Raw genomic sequence first — 18109 nt, 5'->3', positions numbered from 1 at the left:
CCAGCGCGCGGACGCGCAGTTCGGTTTCCGACAGTTCGGAATGGTCGTGATCGTGGTGGTGGTGATCATGTTCGCTCATGCCTGCAGAATAGGCGAAATCGCCGTGTTATGTCGAGGCAAGCGATACACAACAATGCGAGCTGGGAGGTATGCGTGGTTGACTGTGTGACGATCGAAAAAGGTCTCGGGCCAGAGGGGCGCATCGCCGTCGTGCGGTTCGACCGCGGCGACGGTATCAACGCGCTGTCGCCGGAGGCGTTGCGGCAGCTGACCGACGCGGCACGCAGCTTCGAGGACGACGGCGAGACCTCGGTGGTGGTGCTGACCGGCGGCGCCAAATCGTTCAGTGCCGGATTCGACCTCAAGGATGCCGAAGGGCGCTCGCGCCAGACCATGGATATGGGCACGCTGCGCCGGCACCTGAAGCTCGGGCCGCGGCTGACGCGCGCCTGGCAGGAGATGGAGCAGGTCACGATCGGTGCGATCGAGGGCTTCTGCGTCGGCGGCGGCGTGGCGCTCGCCGTCGCGCTGGATTTTCGGGTGATGGCGCGCGATGCCCATATGCGGGTGCCGGAGATCGCGCTCGGCATGAACATGAGCTGGTAGAGCGTGCCGCGCATGCTGCATCTGATGGGCCCGGCGCGGACCAAACAGGCAGTGATCCTGGCCGACGACCGGATCTCGGCCGACGAGGCCTATCAATGGGGCCTGGTGGAGCAGGTGGCTGATCCGGGCAAGTCGTACGAGGCCGCGATGGCACTCGCGGCCAAGGTCGCCGCGCAGCCGTCGATTTCGGTGGCGATGACCAAGCTGACGGTCAACCGGCTGGCGCATGCGCTCGACGATCTCGCCAGCCACATGGACCTCGACCAGTTCGCGCTGGCGAGCCTGACCGACGATCACAAGGAAGGCGTTGCGGCCTTCCTCGGACGGCGCAAGCCGCGCTTCCAGGGGCGCTGACGGCATTGTCGTACGATTGTTGGGCCAGTCCGACATCGCCGCCGGTGCCGTCCAAATGGATCGTCACGTTCGACCGCCACATGGACTATTTGCGAGCGGCCGACGCGATCAAGCGCCGGCAACTTGCCAAGGGCGGAGCGAGATTGGCCGAGTTGCTGAATGCCATATGGCCGTGAGGGGTAGCCCATCCATACATCCAAATAGCCACCGCCGCTCCTTGCTTTCGTGTCTTCCCGATCGCTTAATCGACGAAATCTGCACGAACGGCGCGGCTGTTCGTCGGAACCCATTGGCTTGCGCGTGAGCGCGCTCTCGCGATCGGAATGCACGTATGACGTCTGACTGCCGCCTCGAGCCCGACTTTTGCCAAGCTTCCGTCGCGGGCAGAGACGATCGCGACGGCGCATCGGGTGCGAGCCGGGGAACGGCGTCGCGCAGTCTGAGCTCCTTCGATGAAACCGTCGAGCTGAGACTCGGGATGATCGTGCCAGTTCTCGAGAATGACGGCCTAGAGGTCCTGGCATTCACGCTCGATGCGGAGCCGGACATCATTGGCGCCATGGATGTCGGCCTGAACGACGAGGAACGCCGGCGCGCCGAGCGGGTGAGGCTGGAGCGGGACCGCCGCCGCTTTGTTGTTGGACGCGGCCAGTTGCGCCGGGTCCTCGCTTCCAAGCTGGGAATTTCGCCGTCCGACGTCGAACTGGAATACGGACCGCTTGGCAAACCCTATTTGTCGCGCCGCATGCCTGCGCGCGATCTGCGCTTCAGCTTCTCGCGATCCGGCGATGTGGCAGTCGTCGCCCTCTCGACGAGGCAAGAGGTCGGCGTGGACATCGAGGCGGTCCTCCCTGTGCCCGAAGCGGACGAGATCGCAGCGCTCTGTTTTTCCGCCTCTAACGGCAGGTCTTACGCCGCCCTTGGCGCGGAAGGCCGCCTGGAAGGCTTCTTCCGGCGCTGGACGCAGTTGGAAGCTATCTCCAAGGCCTTGGGGTGCGGCCTGGGACAGTCCATGTCCTGGAATGAAAGGGATTGGGTTGTCCGAAGATTCATACCTCGAAGTGGGTATATCGGGTGCGTGGTCATCCCGAACTGGCAATCGCGCGATGTCACTACGCATTGAACGAGCAGGCTCATCGAAGTCCATTAGACTGCACGGGGGCACATTCGCGCCGCGCTTCGCTCCCGCACATGGCGGTCGCAGACGAGAACACGGGCCAGCCCCATGTCAGCGCAGTTGATACAGTTTTCCGAGCTCCTCGCAGCCCTCGCGGTCAGGGACATCAGGCTCTGGGTGGAGGGCGACCGGCTGCGGTGCAACGCGCCGGCTGGCGCACTCACGTCAGAGCTTCGCGACCAGTTGCAGGGCCGGAAAAGCGAGATCATCGCGTTTCTGAACATGGCCACGGCGGCCGCGCGACAGCCCGCAATCATTCCTCTGCAGTCTGGCGGAACACGTACGCCGATCTACGCCGTCCCCGGGCATGTCGGGGCGCCGTTCACATTTTCGGACCTGTCGAAGCATCTAGGCGGCGATCAGCCATTCTACGCACTCCAACCGACCGGATACGATGGGCAGAGCGAGCCGATGGACCGCGTCGAAGATATCGCCGAGTATTTCGCCCGCCAGATCGTCGAGTATCAGCCCAACGGTCCGTACATCATCGCCGGATATTGCTCCGGCGCTCCAACTGCTTTCGAACTCGCGAAAATCCTGGGACGCCGCGGAGCGGAGGTGCCATGCATCGCGCTCTTTGGCCCTCTTCACCCGACCACCTATCAGGAACTGCCGCGTCTGCTTTATTTCTCCGCCAGGAACGGACGCGAAGCTATCCAGCGCGAGATGGCGAAGCTGCCGACATTCGGCGCTCGCCTGCAATATTTCGGCAGTCGTCTCCAAGGTCTCGTGACCTTCGTTCGCAAGGGCAAGGAGCCGATCGCGACAGATCCGGTGCTGGCGAGCAGAGCCCGGCTTAAATCCACGGCGATCGCCGCGTTTCGACAGTACGTTCCCGCTCCGTATTCGGGCCGGGTATGCATATTTCTTCCGAACAAGGCCTGGCTGCGATCGGGTGCGGGGCCGCGCCGATGGCTTCGTGCGGTGCCTCATGCCGAATTCTATTTCGGGCCCGAGGGCTGTCACGCGGACTCCATGCTGGAAGAACCTGACGTGTCCGCGATCGCAGCGCTTTATCGCCAGGCAACCCAGGAGCTGAGCGACTGACGCAATTTCACTGCTGCAGTTTGATTATTGATTGCTTGATGGAGCGTGGTTCATGAATGAAGTCCTGCCCATTGTGGAGGAGGGCGTAGCGCTTCCCCTTCTGAACAGTGCCGATCATCAAACGCTGGTTGTCGCGTACAACGCCACGGCGGCAAGCTACCCGTCGGACCGGACGATCATCGATCTGTTTCGCGACCGGGTCTCGCGTAGCCCGGACGCTGAAGCGATCCGCTTCGGCGATGTCATGCTGACGTACCGGCAGCTCGACGAACGCTCCAATCAGATGGCCACGCATTTGAGCGCGATCGGCGTGGGGCCGGGTCGGATTGCCGTTGTGTTCATGGAGCATTCCATTGAGGTCGTCGTCGCGATCCTGGGCGTGCTGAAATCCGGCGCAGCCTATGTGCCGGTGGACGCGGCAACGCCGAAGGGGCGCATCGCTACGATCCTGATGGATATTGCCAACGGAACCGACGGGCGGTCGCCAGTGGTGATCACGCAGGCGCGCCTGGAAGCCGCCATTTCCCCCGATCTTGCCGAGATTGTCGTGCTCGACGCCGATTTCGCTTCGATCGCGCGTCAACCGGACTCTGCCCGGCCGTCCGCTGCCACGCCGGACGGCACCGCCTATATCATCTTCACCTCTGGCTCGACCGGCACTCCCAAGGGCGTCGAGATCGCGCACCGGAGCCTGGTGAACTACATCTGGTGGGCCGCCCAGGTCTACAGTTCCGGCGAACGTCTGGCCTGGCCTCTGTTCTCATCTCTGGCTTTCGACCTGACCGTCACGACGCTCTTTACGCCCCTCATCACCGGAGGCCGCATCGTGGTCTATCTCGGTGATCCCGGCGTGCAGAGTATGGTCGTGCTCAAGGTCATCGACGACAATGCCGTCGACATCATGAAGCTGACGCCGGCGCATCTGGCGATGATTCGCGACCGCAATCTTGAAACCACACGCCTGCGGAAATTCATCGTGGGCGGTGAGGACTTCAAGACCGAGCTGGCCCGCGACATCACGAAAGCCATCCCGCATCCGGTCGAGATCTACAACGAATACGGACCAACCGAGGCCACGGTCGGCTGCATGATTCACCGTTTCGATATCGACCGGGATCAAGCGGGCTCGGTCCCGATCGGCGTTCCGGCCGCCAATGCCGGAATCTACGTCCTCAGCGAAGCATATCAGCCGACCGGTCCCGGCATCATCGGTGAGATGTTCATTGCCGGCGACGGCCTCGCGAAGGGCTATTTCAATCGGCCTGACCTGACCGACGACCGTTTCCGCACGGCGATCGATCCCCGAGACGGGTTCACGAAGCTGCGGCTGTACAAGACGGGCGATCTTGGCCGCTGGAGTCCGGAAGGACGCCTGGAATTTCTCGGCCGTGCAGATCATCAGGTGAAGGTCGGTGGTGCGCGTGTCGAGCTCGGCGAGATCGAAGCGCGCCTTCTCAAGCACCCGCAGGTGCAGGAATGCGCGGTCGCCGTCATCGAACCGTCCGCGGCCGGAGGCGGCATGGCTCGACTTGCTGCCTACTATGTCTCGTCAGACGCTCTGACCGTGGCGGACCTGCGCGCCCACCTGGCCGAAGAGCTGCTGGAGTCGATGATTCCGACGCACTATGTTCGCCTTGAGCGGATGCCGCTCACCGCCAACGGCAAGGTCGACCGCACCGCGCTGCCTGAGCCGACGGCGGAAAACATCCGGTCAGCACAGGAATTCACCGCTCCCGCGACGGAGACCGAAAAGACGCTGGCCGCGTTGTGGTGCGATCTGCTGAAGGTCAAGTCGATCGGACGTCGCGACAACTTCTTCGAGCTGGGCGGCGAATCGCTGCTGGTGGTGCGGGCGGTGGCGCGGATGCGAAAGATCTTCGGCGTCGACGTGCAGATTCGCAACCTGTTCGAGCGCCCGACACTGTCCGAACTGGCGGAAGTGATCGACGGGATGCGCTGGGTGGCCCATTCCGAAGCCGCTTCCGCATCGGAGGGACCGAGAGAGGAAATCGAACTCTAGCGTGGCGGCACGCTTCCAATCCGGACGGAAACATTTGCGTTGGACTGATGGCAGAGCGCACGAACATGATGGACAAAGCTTTGGGACCGGTGCGAGGACCGGGGCTGCCCTGGACGGCGGCGGAGTATGAGCTCCTGCGGGATCAGGTCCGCCGGTTCGTCGAGGAGGAGATCAAGCCCTGCGCGGATGGCTGGGAAGAGCAGGGGTTCATTCCCCGTCCGGTCCTGCGCCGCATGGGCGAACTCGGTTTCTTCGGTATCCGTTACCCGGGCGGGTATGGCGGCGCCGAGATGGACGCGGTCGCGTCGACGGTTTTCGCCGAGGAGCTTGGGCGCTCGACCTATGGCGGAGTAGCCGACGCGATGCTGGTCCAGGCCGAGATGGCGTCCGTGTATGTCTTTCATGACGGCACCAGAGCCCAGCGGGCCCGCTGGATGCCCGGCATCATCCGCGGCGAGGTGATCACCGCCGTTGCCATCACGGAACCGGACGCCGGCTCGGACGTGAAGGCGATCCGCACGCGCGCGCTCCGGGAGGGCGACTCCTACATCCTCGACGGCACTAAGCTCTACATCACGAACGGTGTCCACGCGGACCTCTACTGCGTCGCAGCCAAGACCAATCCCTCGGCAGGAAGCAACGGGATCACGATGTTCCTCGTCGAGAAAGGCACGCCCGGCTTCAGCGTCGGCCGTGTGCTGGACAAGCAGGGCTGGCGCTCCTCGGACACGGCGGAACTCGTCTTCGACGGTTGCAGGGTGCCCGCCGAGAACGTGCTCGGCGCGGAGGGGCAGGGCTTCTACTCCATCATGCGCAACTTCCAGAACGAGCGCCTCGTCCTCGCCGCCATGGCGATCGGAATGGCCGAGGCGGCGATCGACATGACCCTCGCCCACGTGAAAGCTCGCCGCGCATTCGGGGGCGTCCTGTGGGACTTGCAGGCGATCCGTCAACGCCTCGCGATGCTCGCCGCCAAGGTCGAGGCAAACCGCGAGTTTCTCTATGCCACCGCGTGGCGCATGGCGGCGGACGACGATTGCATCCGCGAGATATCGATGTTGAAAGCCATCTGCGCCGAACTCGTCAACGAGGTCGCGTATGCCTGCGTCCAGTTCCACGGCGCTATGGGCGTCATGCGCGAGAGCCCGATTGAGCGCATCGCGCGTGACGCGCGCGTCCTGCCCATTGCTGGCGGCGCAACGGAGGTGATGCTGGAGGTCGTCGCCTCGATGTCGTGAGCCGCATGCGGCAGTCGGGTCGCGGAGGGCGAACGACGCTTGGTCCAGGCATCACCCCAGGCGCCACCGATCCATATCCGTAATTCGCATAAGGTATATTATGGAATATTTATATCTACAATTAGACCAGCCCATCTGGATCGCACGGCAATCCACGCGCACGCGTCTCGTCAGAAAGCCGATATTGCCGCGGCCTACGGACGCTGCAATAAGCCCCAGCTGTGCAGAGATCGCTGGTGACCCCGCGGCATCAGGTCCGTATAGGATGGCATCTCAGAACAACAACAAGCCTCCAAGGGAGCAACCAATGAGCTTATCACGACGCACGCTGCTGAAGGTCTCCGCCGCTTCCGCTGTCCTGGGCGGAATTGGCGCGCCGTATGTCGCGCGCGCCCAGTCGGCCGAATTCTCGTACAAGTTCGCCAACAACCTGCCGGAGTCGCACCCGTTCGTGGCGCGCGCCCGGGAGATGGCCGCGGCGATCAAGACCGAGACCAACGGCCGGTTTGACCTTCAGGTGTTTCCGAACAGCCAGCTCGGTTCCGATACCGACATGCTGAGCCAGGTGCGCTCCGGCGGCGTCGAATTCTTCACGCTGTCCGGCCTGATCCTGGCGACCCTGGTGCCGGCGGCCTCGATCAACGGCATCGGTTTCGCGTTCCCTGACTATCCCACGGTCTGGAAGGCCATGGATGGCGAGCTCGGCGCCTATGTGCGCGGCGAGATCAACAAGGCCGGCCTCGAGGTCATGGACAAGATCTGGGACAACGGCTTCCGTCAGACCACGTCGTCGACCAAGCCGATCAACGGTCCTGACGATCTCAAGGGCTTCAAGATCCGCGTGCCGGTGTCGCCGCTGTGGACCTCGATGTTCAAGGCGTTCGATGCATCGCCCGCCTCGATCAATTTCAGCGAAGTCTATTCGGCGCTGCAGACCAAGATCGTCGAAGGCCAGGAAAACCCGCTGGCGCTGATCTCGGCAGCGAAGCTGTACGAGGTGCAGAAGTACTGCTCGCTGACCAACCACATGTGGGACGGCTTCTGGTTCCTGATGAACCGTAGAGCCTGGGCGGCTCTGCCTGACGATATCAAGACCATCGTCGCCAAGAATGTCAACGCGGCCGCCGTCAAGGAGCGCGAGGACACCGAGAAGCTGAACGCCACCGTGAAGCAGGAACTGACCGGCAAGGGTCTGGCCTTCAACCAGCCCGAGGTCGGGCCGTTCCGCGACAAGCTGCGCGCCGCCGGCTTCTACGCAGAGTGGAAGGGCAAGTACGGAGAGAAGGCCTGGGATCTGCTCGAGAAGTCCGTCGGCAAACTGTCCTGATCGATCAAGCGGGAGGCTCGCCAGCGGAGATTTGCTATGGCTCATGTCGAGATGACGCCGGCCGTGGCCGGCGAGGCGGCATCACAGCCCCCTCGCCGCCGCTCCGTTCTCGGTTCCATCGAGGCGGCGCTCGGATGGCTGGTCGAGATCCCGGCGGCGATCCTTGTCGTCGCAGAGGTCGTGATCCTGTTCGCCGGCGTGGTGTCGCGTTACGTGCTGCATGCGCCGCTGATCTGGTCCGACGAACTGGCGTCGATCCTGTTCCTGTGGCTCGCGATGCTTGGATCGGCGGTGGCGTTCCGCCGCGGCGAGCACATGCGGATGACGGCGCTGGTCGCGAGCGCCGGGCCGCGGCTGTGGGCCTATCTCGACGTGGTCGCGACCTGCGCCGCGCTGGCGTTCCTGATCCTGATCGTGAGGCCGGCCTATGAATACGCCTACGAGGAAAGCTTCATCACGACGCCGGCGCTGCAGATCTCCAACACCTGGCGCGCGGCCGCATTGCCGGTCGGCACCTGCCTGATGGCGCTGTTCGCGCTGCTGCGGCTGGCGCGGGTCGGCGACATCAAGACCTTCCTGCTGGCGGTGCTGACCGTGGTCGCGCTGATCGGCGTGTTCTGGCTGGCGCAGCCGCTGCTGCGGCCGCTCGGCAACCTCAATCTGATCATCTTCTTCGTCGGTGTGGTCGGCTTCTGCGTGTTCGCGGGCGTGCCGATCGGCTTTGCCTTCGGCATGGCGATCTTCGGCTATCTGGCGCTGACTACGCGGACGCCGCTGATGGTGCTGGTCGGCCGGATGGACGAGGGCATGAGCCATCTGATCCTGCTGTCGGTGCCGCTGTTCGTCTTCCTCGGCCTGCTGATCGAGATGACCGGCATGGCGCGCGCGATGGTCGCGTTCCTGGCGAGCCTGCTCGGGCATGTCCGCGGTGGCCTGCATTATGTGCTGGTCGGCGCCATGTACCTGGTCTCCGGCATTTCCGGGTCGAAGGCCGCCGACATGGCCGCCGTCGCGCCCGTTCTGTTCCCGGAAATGAAGCAGCGCGGCGCCAAGCCGGGCGATCTGGTCGCCCTGCTCGCTGCCACCGGCGCCCAGACCGAGACCATTCCGCCGAGCCTGGTGCTGATCACGATCGGCTCGGTCACCGGCGTCTCGATCTCGGCGCTGTTCACCGGCGGCCTGCTGCCGGGCGTCGTGCTGGCGATCACGTTGTCGGGGCTGGTGTGGTGGCGCTACCGCGGCGAGGATCGCAGCCACGTGCAGCGCGCCACCGGCAGCGAGATCGGCAAGGCGCTCGTGTTCGCCCTGCCCGCATTGGCCCTGCCCTTCGTGATCCGCTACGCCGTGGTCGAAGGCATCGCCACGGCGACCGAAGTCTCGACCATCGGCATCGTCTACGCCTTCGTCATCGGCCTCCTGATCTACCGCAAGTTCAACTGGCGGCGGCTGGTGCCGATGCTGATCGACACGGCGTGCCTGTCGGGCGCGATCCTGTTCATCATCGGCACCGCCACCGGCATGGCCTGGGGCCTGACCCAGTCCGGCTTCTCACGGGCGCTGGCAGCGTCGATGACCGGGCTGCCCGGCGGTTCGGCGACCTTCATCGCGGTCTCGATCCTGGCCTTCGTGATCCTCGGCAGCGTGCTCGAGGGCATCCCGGCGATCGTGCTGTTCGGGCCGCTGCTGTTTCCGATTGCGCACCAGGTCGGTGTCCACGAGGTGCACTACGCCATGATCATCATCCTGGCGATGGGCATCGGGCTGTTCGCGCCGCCGTTCGGCGTCGGCTATTATGCCGCCTGCGCCATCGGGCGCGTCGATCCGGCCGAAGGTATCCGGCCGATCTGGGGCTACATGCTGGCGCTGTTGATCGGACTGATCATCGTCGCCATCTTCCCCTGGATATCGATCGGTTTCCTTTAAAGCACCTTGCGGATCGGATAGAGCCATGAGTGCAGCTCAAAACCAGTACTCGATCGGGCTGGACAAGACGCCTGCCAACTACGTGCCGCTGACGCCCTTAAGCTTCCTGGCGCGCTCGGCCGCGGTCTATCCCGACCACGTCAGCGCGGTCTATGAGGGCCGCAGCTTCACCTGGAACGAGACCTACGAGCGCTGCAAACAGTTCGCGTCCTATCTCGCGGGCCGTGGCATCGGCCTTGGCGACACGGTCGCAGCGATGCTGCCGAACATCCCGGCGATGAACGAGCTGCACTTTGCAGTGCCGATGACCGGCGCGGTGCTCAACGCGCTGAACATCCGCCTCGATGCCGCGTCGATCGCGTTCCAGCTCGATCATGGCGGCGCGAAGATCATCCTTGTCGATCCCGAATTCTCGGGCGTGATCGCGGAAGCCTTGACGCTGATGAAGGGCGCAAAGCCGATCGCGATCGATGTCGATGACGCGGCGTTTGTGGGCGGCAAGCGGATCGGCGAGATCGAGTACGAAGCAGCGGTCGCGGCTGGCGATCCGGCATTCGTGGAACGGCCGCCGGCCGACGAATGGGATGCGATCGCGCTGAGCTACACGTCGGGCACGACGGGCAATCCGAAGGGCGTCGTGACCCATCATCGCGGCGCGTATCTGAACGCCGTCAGCAACATCCTCGCCGGCAATCTCGGCCAGCATCCGGTCTATCTCTGGACGCTGCCGATGTTCCACTGCAACGGCTGGTGCTTCCCGTGGACGATCGCGGCGACCGCCGGCGTCAATGTCTGCCTGCGCAAGGTCGATCCCGCCAAGATCTTCGAGCTGATCCCGAGGCACGGCGTCACCCACATGTGCGGTGCGCCGATCGTCTACAACACGCTGATCAACGCCCCCGATGCGCCGAAGGGTGGCAAAGCGAAACCCGTCGTCGGCCTGATCGCAGGCGCAGCGCCGCCGGTTGCGGTGCTCGAGGGCGCCGAGCGCATCGGCGTCAAGCTGACCCACGTCTATGGCCTGACCGAGGTCTATGGCCCCGCCTCCGTCTGCGCCGAGCAACCCGGCTGGGATGAGCTGTCGGCCGATGCGCGCGCGCAGCTGAAGCGGCGTCAGGGTGTGTCGTATCCGCTGCAGGAAGGCGTCACGGTGCTCGATCCCGAGACCATGCGCGAAGTGCCGCGCAACGGCGAGACCATCGGCGAGGTCATGTTCCGCGGGAACATCGTGATGAAGGGCTATCTGAAGAACGAGAAGGCGACGCAGGAAGCGTTCGCCGGCGGCTGGTTTCACACCGGCGATCTCGGCGTGCTCGACGAGCACGGCTATGTCATCATCAAGGACCGCTCCAAGGACATCATCATCTCCGGCGGCGAGAACGTCTCCTCCGTCGAGGTCGAGGACATCCTCTACAAGCACCCGGCCGTGCTGTTTGCGGCTGTTGTCGCCAAGCCCGATCCGAAATGGGGCGAAGTGCCCTGCGCCTTCATCGAGCTGAAGGACGGCGCCAAGGCGACCGAGGCCGAGATCATCGCCTATTGCCGCGAGCACATGTCGGGGTTCAAGGCGCCGAAATCCGTGGTGTTCGGCGTGATCCCGAAGACCTCCACGGGCAAGATCCAGAAATTCCTGCTGCGCAACGCGGTCGGATCGGCCAAGGCGATTTCGGCGTAAGCTGCGTCGCTCAGCCCTCTGCAAGGCGGCCGAGCAGCTCGTACAGCTGGCGCTTCTGGTCGGCCTTGAGCGGCGCCAGCGTCGTCGCCGTGCATTCGATCTCGATCGGGATCAACTGCTCGACCAGCGCTGTGCCGGCCGCGGTCAGATCAATCAAGATCAGCCGCTTGTCGGTCGGGTCGCGCCGCGTTGCGACCAGGCGCCGCTTCTTCAGCCGCAGCACGACGTCGCGGATGTTGGCCGGCTCCATCGCGACCAGCCGACCGAGCAGGTTCTGCGACAGCGCTCCGCGCTCGTAGAGCCGGGCCAGCGTTGCATATTGCGGCGCCGTCAGGTCGTAGGAGCCGATCCGTTCGACCAGGTTGGACGAGGCGCGCTGATAGGCCTTGCGCAGCAGGAAGCCGACCTGGTCCTCCAGCCGGTAGTCCGACGCAAGGCGCCTGACCGGCGCCGCTGCCTTAGTCGACGTTCTCGGCATCGCGGTACATCACCTTGTGGCGCGTGGTCGAAACCCATTCGTCGATCTCGGCTTCCGTCATGAAGTGCTGCTCATCGAACCTGTTCCAGTTGCTGATATCGGCCAGGCTCTTCTTCCAGCGTTTGTAGGGCGGCTTGGCCGGCGGGCCGAAGCACATGATGTCGAGCACGGACAATTCATCGGGAATTCCGAGCAGCGGCTTCATCGCCTGCTGCGCCTTCTCCTGCCCGATCGCGGTCACCCACCAGACGTTATAGCCAAGGGCTGCGGCCGCCAGATGCGCCGACATCGTCGCGGCCGCCACGCTCTGCAGCAGAATGCGCTCGGCATTCTCCTTGTACATCTTGTCGAGCGCGGAGCCGTCGTTGAGCACCGGAAACGCCTTGACCCAGCGGAAGTCGCTGGCGACCACGATGAAGCCGGGGGCCGACGCGAGGCCGCGATAGTCGGGCGTTGGAAACTTCATCTTGAGCCGGGCACGCGCGACCTGCTCCTCGCGGAAATACTCCGTGATCCTGTTCTTGAGGTCCTGATCGGTGACGGCGATGAAGTGCCAGGGCTGGGCATTGGCGCCCGACGGCGCGTGCCGCGCCGCTTCCAGGATCATGTCGTAATGTTCCGGCGGCATTGCCGTAGCTGGAGTCGAATGCCCGGGTCGTCAAGCGGTTCTTCACGACGTCCATCAGCGCGTCATATCGCGTGCGGTCGGTATAATCCCGCACTGTCACAGCTTCCGCCATTGCGGCCTCCCGATATTGTTATGATCATAACGATATCGGAAGCGCGCAAAAGGTCAATGCCCGGCTGCGAGGCATCGGCAGCGCTGGCGAACGGAACCGCGCGCCCGATCGACGCGCGGTGTCTGATCAGCCCTGGACTATTTGAATTTTCAGCCTGCCCGATCGAGCGTCAGCCGCATGCCGTCATAGGCCGGGATTACGCCGGCCGGCAGGCTCTGCCGCAACACCTCGTAGTCGAGGTCGGAATGCATGTTGGTGATCACGGCGCGCTTCGGCTTGAAGCGCTCGACCCATGACAATGCGTCGGCGACGCTGAAATGGCTGGGATGCGGCGCATAGCGCAGGCCGTCGACGATCCAGAGATCGAGGCCTTGCAGCGCCGGCCAGCTCTCCTCGGGAATGTCGTGCAGATCGGGCGTGTAGGCGGCATCGCCGATGCGGTAGCCAAGCGCCGGAATCCGGCCATGCTGCACCAAGAAGGCCTCGAGCTTGAGCGGACCGCCCTTCCCTTGCACCGTGTGGCTCTCGGCGGCCTCGATCGAATGCCGGGTCAGGATCGGCGGATAGTCGCTGCCCTCCGGCGAGATGAAGCAATAGGAGAACCGCGCCATGATGTCCTTGGCGGTCGACTGGTTGAAGTAGACCGGGATGCGGCGGCGCTGGTGCAGCACGACCGAGCGCAGATCGTCGATGCCGTGGGTCTGGTCGGCGTGCTCATGCGTCAGGAACACCGCGTCGATATGCTCGACATTGGCGTCGATCAGCTGCTCGCGCAGGTCGGGCGCCGTATCGATCACGACCCGCGTGGTGCCGTGTTCCATGGTGCGCTCGGCCATGATCGAGCAGCGGCGGCGGCGGTTTTTTGGATTGTTCGGATCACAGGCACCCCAGCCGAGCGCCGGGCGCGGCACACCGGCGGAAGAGCCGCAGCCCAGAATTGTCAGTGTCAGCGTCATGCAGCAACTTTCGGCGCCGGCACCTTGGAGAACAGCCGGAAGAAGTTTTCAGTGGTCTGCCGCGAGATCTCCTCCAGGGAAACGCCGCGCGTTTCGGCGAGCACCTTGGCGACCTCGACGACGTAGGAAGGTTCATTGCGCTTGCCGCGGAATTTGCCGGGCGCAAGATACGGCGCGTCGGTCTCGACCATGATGCGGTCGGCCGGCAACTCCGCGGCCAGCGCACGGAGGGCGTCCGACTTCTTGAAGGTCAGGATGCCCGTGAAGGAGATCGACAGCCCAAGCGAGATCGCCTTCATCGCGAGCTCGCGCCCGCCGGTGTAGCAGTGCAGGACGGCCTTGAACGGCCCTTTCGCGACTTCGTCCTCCAGGATGCGGCCGCAATCCTCGTCGGCCTCCCGGGTGTGGATGACGAGCGGCAGGCCGGTTTCGCGGGCCGCGGCGATATGCGCACGAAAGCCGCGCTCCTGGGCCTCGCGCGAGCCGTGCTCGTAGAAATAGTCCAGCCCCGCCTCGCCGAGCGCCACGACCTTCGGGTGCTTGGTCAGCTCGATCAATTCGCTGGCCGGGATGCCGTCCTCTTCATCGGCGTGATGCGGATGGGTGCCGACCGAACAGTAGACGTCGGGAAAGCGCTCTGCGATCGCAAGCAGGCCGCCGAGCCGCCTCACGCGGGTCGAGATCGTCACCATGCGGCCGATGCCGGCCGCCTCAGCGCGCCCGACGATCCCGTCGAGATCATCGGCGAAATCAGGAAAATCGAGATGGCAATGACTGTCGACCAGCATGAATTTCGAACCGCTCACTCGGTCTTCGGTTCCACGTAGCGCGGGAACACGCCGACAGGCGCCGGCAGCGTCGTGCCCGGCCTGATCCGCTCCGCGATCGCCGTGAAGTTGCGCGCATCCGCTGATATGCCGAGGCTGTCGAGCATCTTGGCGCAGGACTCGGGCATTACGGCCTGCGCCATGATCGCGATCTGGCGCACGACTTCGGCGGTGACATAGAGCACCGTCTTCTGGCGCGCCGGATCGGTCTTGGCCAGCGCCCACGGCGCCTCGCCGGCAAAGTAGCGGTTGGCCTCGGCGACCACGGCCCAGACGGTGTTGAGCCATTGATGGATCTGCTGCGCCGCCATCGCGGTCCGCGACGTCTCCAGCATGGCGTCGGCCTGCGCCAGGATCGCCTTGTCATTGTCGCTGAACTCGCCGGGCTCCGGCAGCACGCCGCCGAGCTGCTTGGCGATCATCGACAGCGAGCGCTGCGCCAGATTGCCGAAATCATTGGCGAGGTCGGCGTTGATGCGCGCGACGATGGCCTCGTGGTTGTAGTTGCCGTCCTGGCCGAACGGCACCTCGCGCAGGAAGAAGTAGCGCACCTGGTCGACGCCGTACTGGTTGGCGAGATTGAAGGGGTCGACCACATTGCCGACCGACTTCGACATCTTCTCGCCCCTGTTGAACAGGAAGCCGTGCGCATAGACACGCTTCTGCAGGGGGATGCCGGCCGACATCAGGAAGGCCGGCCAGTACACCGCGTGGAAGCGGATGATGTCCTTGCCGATGATGTGCACGTCCGCCGGCCAGTAGCGCCAGTGCTTGTCGTTCTCGTCGGGATAGCCGACACCTGTGATGTAGTTGGTCAATGCGTCGACCCAGACATACATCACGTGCTCGGGATCGTTGGGGACCTTGACGCCCCAGTCGAACGTGGTGCGCGAGATCGAGAGGTCCTTCAGCCCGCCGCGCACGAAGCTCATCACCTCGTTGCGGCGCGAATCCGGACCGATGAAATCGGGCTGGCTCTCATAGAGGTGCAGGAGCTTGTCCTGGTAGGCCGAGAGCTTGAAGAAATAGCTCTTCTCCTCGACCCATTCGACCGGCGTGCCCTGCGGGCCGCGGCGAACATTGTCCTCGCCGACGACGGTCTCTTCCTCGGCATAATAGGCCTCGTCGCGCACCGAATACCAACCGGCATAGGTGTCGATATAGATGTCGCCGTTGTTCTGCATGCGATTCCAGATCGCTTGCGAGGAATGGTGATGCGCGGGCTCCGAGGTGCGGATGAAGCGGTCGAAGGAGACGTTGAGCCGCTCATCCATCTCCTTGAAGCGCGCGGCGTTGCGGGTCGCGAGATCGTACGGCGTCATGCCCTCGCCCTGCGCGGTCTGGATCATCTTCTGCCCGTGCTCGTCGGTGCCGGTCAGGAAGAACACGTCCTTGCCATCGAGCCGCTGGAAGCGTGCCAGCGCATCGGTCGCTATCGCCTCATAGGCGTGACCGATATGCGGCTGTCCGTTCGGATAAGCGATCGCCGTCGTGATGTAGTAGATGTTGCCGCGATCTGCGGCTGGCGCCGAATGGGATGCGGATGCGGGAGTCGCCGCTGCGGCCTTGGGTTGCTTCGGCGTGCGAACCTTTGCCGGTCTCGGCGCCTTCTCGGCAGCCGGAGGCTTCGGAGATGCGGGCTTCCGTGCCACTGATGCGACAACCGCTGCGGCTGCGTTCTTCGGCGCGGTCTTGGCGGCCTTCGCGGCCGCCTTCCTGGCCGTCTTCTTCGCAGCCTTCTTCACGGTCTTTTTGGCAGCCTTCTTTGCCGCCGACGTCTTGGCTCCCGTTTTGGCTTTCGCGGCCTTCCTCGCCTTCCTGGCGACGCGCCCACCCTTCTTGGCCGCGCGCGATTTCGCAGCGGCCTTCCTCGTTGCGCGGGCGGGCGATGCCTTCTTCGTCTTCTTGGCCTTCTTCGACGATTTCTTCTTAGCGGTCGCCACCACGGAATCCTTTGCAGATCGAAACGAGATTGTCGGGAGTGTCGTCAGACAGATGTGATTTTGAGACTTGGCGTCTACCGGGTCGCATCCGCGAGCATCGAAAACACCGAGAAAACCAGCGGCTTGCGCTCCAGATTGTAGGCTTCGGTATCGCGCGCGGCGCGGACGATCTTTTCCCATACCTCCGCCAGCCGTGCAAGGCGCGGCAGATTGGCATTGGCATCGCCGGTGCGCATGCGCTCGCTCATCCAGCGATCGATGCCGTCGATGAAAGCGGCGAGCGCGACGCGGTCGCTGGTGCCGAGCGCATCGCCCAGCGCGTGCAGCTCACGTGGATCGACGCTCGGAAGTGTCGCGAGCAGCGCGGCCGTGCGTTGCTGCAACTTGAGCGCGTCGCCGCCGAGCAACGAAAGTGCCCGCCCGACGCTGCCCTCTGATGCCGCCGCGGCTTCAGCCAGCGCAGGATCGTCAGCTGCGATGTCGGTTGCGGCCGCGGCTGCACGCAGCACATCGCCCGTCTCCAGCGGCCGCAGCAGCAATTTGCGGCAGCGGGACAGGATGGTCGGCAACACCCGCGACGGCGCGTGGCTGACCAGCAGGAACAGCGACTGCTGCGGCGGCTCCTCCAGGATTTTCAGCAGCGCGTTCGCAGCGTTCGGATTGAGCTCGTCGACGGTGTCGACGATGCAGACGCGCCAGCCGTCGACCGCAGCGGTCGAGCCGAAGAACGAGATGGTCTCGCGTGTCTCGTCGACCGTGATCACGGTCCGCATTACGCCGCGGTCGTTGAGGCCGCGCTCCAGCACCAGCAGGCCGCCATGGGCACCCGCCGTGACTTGCCGCGCCACCGGATCGGATGGATCGACCCGCAGCGTCGGCGCCGCCTGAACTTGGGACGATTTCGGATTGCGGAACGCCAGCACGAAGCGCGCCATGCGGTAGGCCAGTGTCGCCTTGCCGATGCCCTGGGCTCCGCCGATCAGCCAGGCGTGCGGGATCCGCCCGCTGCGATAGGCATCGAGCAAGGCGGTCTCCGCCTCGCGATGCCCGAACAGATCGGACGTTTCGCGCGGATGGCGAGCGGTGCTCTCCTGTTCGACCTTGCGCGCGCTCATGCGGGATTGTCCGCCGTGAGCGTCGCGCGCAGATGCTCGCGCAGCGCGGCCCATATCCTCGCCGTGACCGTGTCCGGATCCGCCGTGGCGTCGATCAGCACGCAGCGCTCCGGCTCTTCCGCCGCGATCCGGCGATATGCGTCGCGCAAATCCTGGTGGAACTTGATGCCCTCGGCCTCGAAGCGATCAGCGGAGGCGTTGCCGCGGCGCGCGGCGGCGCGCTGCAGGCCGACCTCGACCGGTACGTCGAGGATAAAGGTCAGATCAGGTTTGAGATCGCCGATCGTCACACGCTGCATGGCGTTGACGAGTTCGGGCGACACCTGCCCGAGCTGGCCTTGATAGGCGCGCGTGGAATCGAAGAAGCGATCGCACAGCACCCAGATGCCCTGGTTGAGCGCCGGCAGGATCACGGTGCGGACGTGGTCGTCGCGCGCCGCGGCAAACAGCAGCGTCTCGGCCTCGGGCCCGAGCAGCTTGCCCATCCCCGACAGCACGAGGTGACGGATGATCTCGGCCCCCGGCGAGCCGCCGGGCTCGCGGGTCACGATGGCGCGCAGCTTCGCGGTATCGAGCCGTTCGGCGAGCTTGCGGATCTGGGTCGATTTCCCCGACCCCTCGCCGCCTTCAAAGGTGATGAACCGACCGCGCAAGCTCGGCCGCTGGACTGCTGCTTCCGCCAT

The 18109-nt window shown here is 64.5% G+C and carries 15 protein-coding genes and 1 pseudogene; 9 read left to right on the top strand and 7 right to left on the bottom strand.

The window, feature by feature from the left end:
* The first annotated feature begins 153 nt into the window (after positions 1-153).
* The 8 genes and pseudogenes from QMZ05_RS24750 (at position 154) to QMZ05_RS24715 (ending at position 11367) form a co-directional block, all read left to right on the top strand.
* Positions 154-960, top strand: a pseudogene (locus QMZ05_RS24750) (enoyl-CoA hydratase/isomerase family protein).
* Positions 961-1291: 331 nt separating this feature from the next.
* Positions 1292-2083, top strand: coding sequence for a 4'-phosphopantetheinyl transferase superfamily protein (locus QMZ05_RS24745; RefSeq protein ID WP_353703116.1), 792 nt, complete (start codon positions 1292-1294; stop codon positions 2081-2083).
* 102 nt (positions 2084-2185) lie between these two features.
* Positions 2186-3184: a thioesterase domain-containing protein gene (locus QMZ05_RS24740; RefSeq protein WP_353703115.1), complete on the top strand. Its 999-nt coding sequence runs from the start codon at positions 2186-2188 to the stop codon at positions 3182-3184.
* Between the two features lie 52 nt (positions 3185-3236).
* Positions 3237-5204, top strand: coding sequence for a non-ribosomal peptide synthetase (locus QMZ05_RS24735; RefSeq protein WP_353703114.1), 1968 nt, complete (start codon positions 3237-3239; stop codon positions 5202-5204).
* Between the two features lie 65 nt (positions 5205-5269).
* A complete protein-coding gene (locus QMZ05_RS24730) occupies positions 5270-6442 on the top strand; it encodes an acyl-CoA dehydrogenase family protein (RefSeq protein ID WP_353703113.1) in 1173 nt (390 codons plus the stop codon).
* Positions 6443-6749: 307 nt separating this feature from the next.
* Positions 6750-7769 (top strand): TRAP transporter substrate-binding protein, encoded by a 1020-nt coding sequence (locus QMZ05_RS24725; RefSeq protein ID WP_353703112.1) that lies wholly within the window; start codon positions 6750-6752, stop codon positions 7767-7769.
* Between the two features lie 36 nt (positions 7770-7805).
* The gene (locus tag QMZ05_RS24720) at positions 7806-9692 is read left to right on the top strand and encodes a TRAP transporter large permease subunit (RefSeq protein WP_353703111.1); all 1887 of its coding nucleotides are present in this window, start codon (positions 7806-7808) and stop codon (positions 9690-9692) included.
* A gap of 25 nt (positions 9693-9717) precedes the next feature.
* Positions 9718-11367, top strand: coding sequence for an acyl-CoA synthetase (locus QMZ05_RS24715; protein WP_353703110.1), 1650 nt, complete (start codon positions 9718-9720; stop codon positions 11365-11367).
* Between the two features lie 10 nt (positions 11368-11377).
* Here the strand turns inward: QMZ05_RS24715 and QMZ05_RS24710 are convergent, their stop codons facing one another.
* The 5 genes from QMZ05_RS24710 to metG form a co-directional block, all read right to left on the bottom strand.
* Positions 11378-11845, bottom strand: coding sequence for a MarR family transcriptional regulator (locus QMZ05_RS24710; protein WP_353703109.1), 468 nt, complete (start codon positions 11843-11845; stop codon positions 11378-11380).
* On the bottom strand, positions 11826-12473 hold the full coding sequence (locus QMZ05_RS24705; RefSeq protein WP_353703108.1) for a nitroreductase family protein: 648 nt from the start codon (positions 12471-12473) through the stop codon (positions 11826-11828). The genes QMZ05_RS24710 and QMZ05_RS24705 overlap by 20 nt, the downstream gene beginning before the upstream one ends.
* A 261-nt stretch (positions 12474-12734) precedes the next feature.
* A complete protein-coding gene (locus QMZ05_RS24700) occupies positions 12735-13541 on the bottom strand; it encodes an MBL fold metallo-hydrolase (RefSeq protein ID WP_353703107.1) in 807 nt (268 codons plus the stop codon).
* Positions 13538-14329 (bottom strand): TatD family hydrolase, encoded by a 792-nt coding sequence (locus QMZ05_RS24695; protein WP_353703117.1) that lies wholly within the window; start codon positions 14327-14329, stop codon positions 13538-13540. Before QMZ05_RS24695 ends, QMZ05_RS24700 begins: the two co-directional genes overlap by 4 nt.
* 14 nt (positions 14330-14343) lie before the next feature.
* Positions 14344-16020, bottom strand: coding sequence for a methionine--tRNA ligase (gene metG, locus QMZ05_RS24690; protein WP_353703106.1), 1677 nt, complete (start codon positions 16018-16020; stop codon positions 14344-14346).
* A 40-nt stretch (positions 16021-16060) separates the two neighbouring features.
* Between metG and QMZ05_RS24685 the strand changes: the two genes are divergently transcribed.
* Complete coding sequence (locus QMZ05_RS24685; RefSeq protein ID WP_353703105.1) at positions 16061-16369, top strand: hypothetical protein; 309 nt, start codon at positions 16061-16063, stop codon at positions 16367-16369.
* Between the two features lie 16 nt (positions 16370-16385).
* Here the strand turns inward: QMZ05_RS24685 and QMZ05_RS24680 are convergent, their stop codons facing one another.
* Positions 16386-17426 carry a DNA polymerase III subunit delta' gene (locus QMZ05_RS24680; protein ID WP_353703104.1) on the bottom strand — a complete coding sequence of 347 codons (1041 nt, stop codon included), beginning with the start codon at positions 17424-17426 and terminating at the stop codon, positions 16386-16388.
* Positions 17423-18109, bottom strand: coding sequence for a dTMP kinase (gene tmk, locus QMZ05_RS24675; RefSeq protein ID WP_353703103.1), 687 nt, complete (start codon positions 18107-18109; stop codon positions 17423-17425). The genes QMZ05_RS24680 and tmk overlap by 4 nt, the downstream gene beginning before the upstream one ends.

The sequence above is a fragment of the Bradyrhizobium sp. INPA03-11B genome (assembly GCF_040446015.1).
Taxonomy (GTDB): Bacteria; Pseudomonadota; Alphaproteobacteria; order Rhizobiales; family Xanthobacteraceae; genus Bradyrhizobium; species Bradyrhizobium macuxiense_A.
The sequence above is the reverse complement of the archived record's forward strand: the minus strand, read 5'-3'. Positions and strand labels throughout refer to the sequence as shown.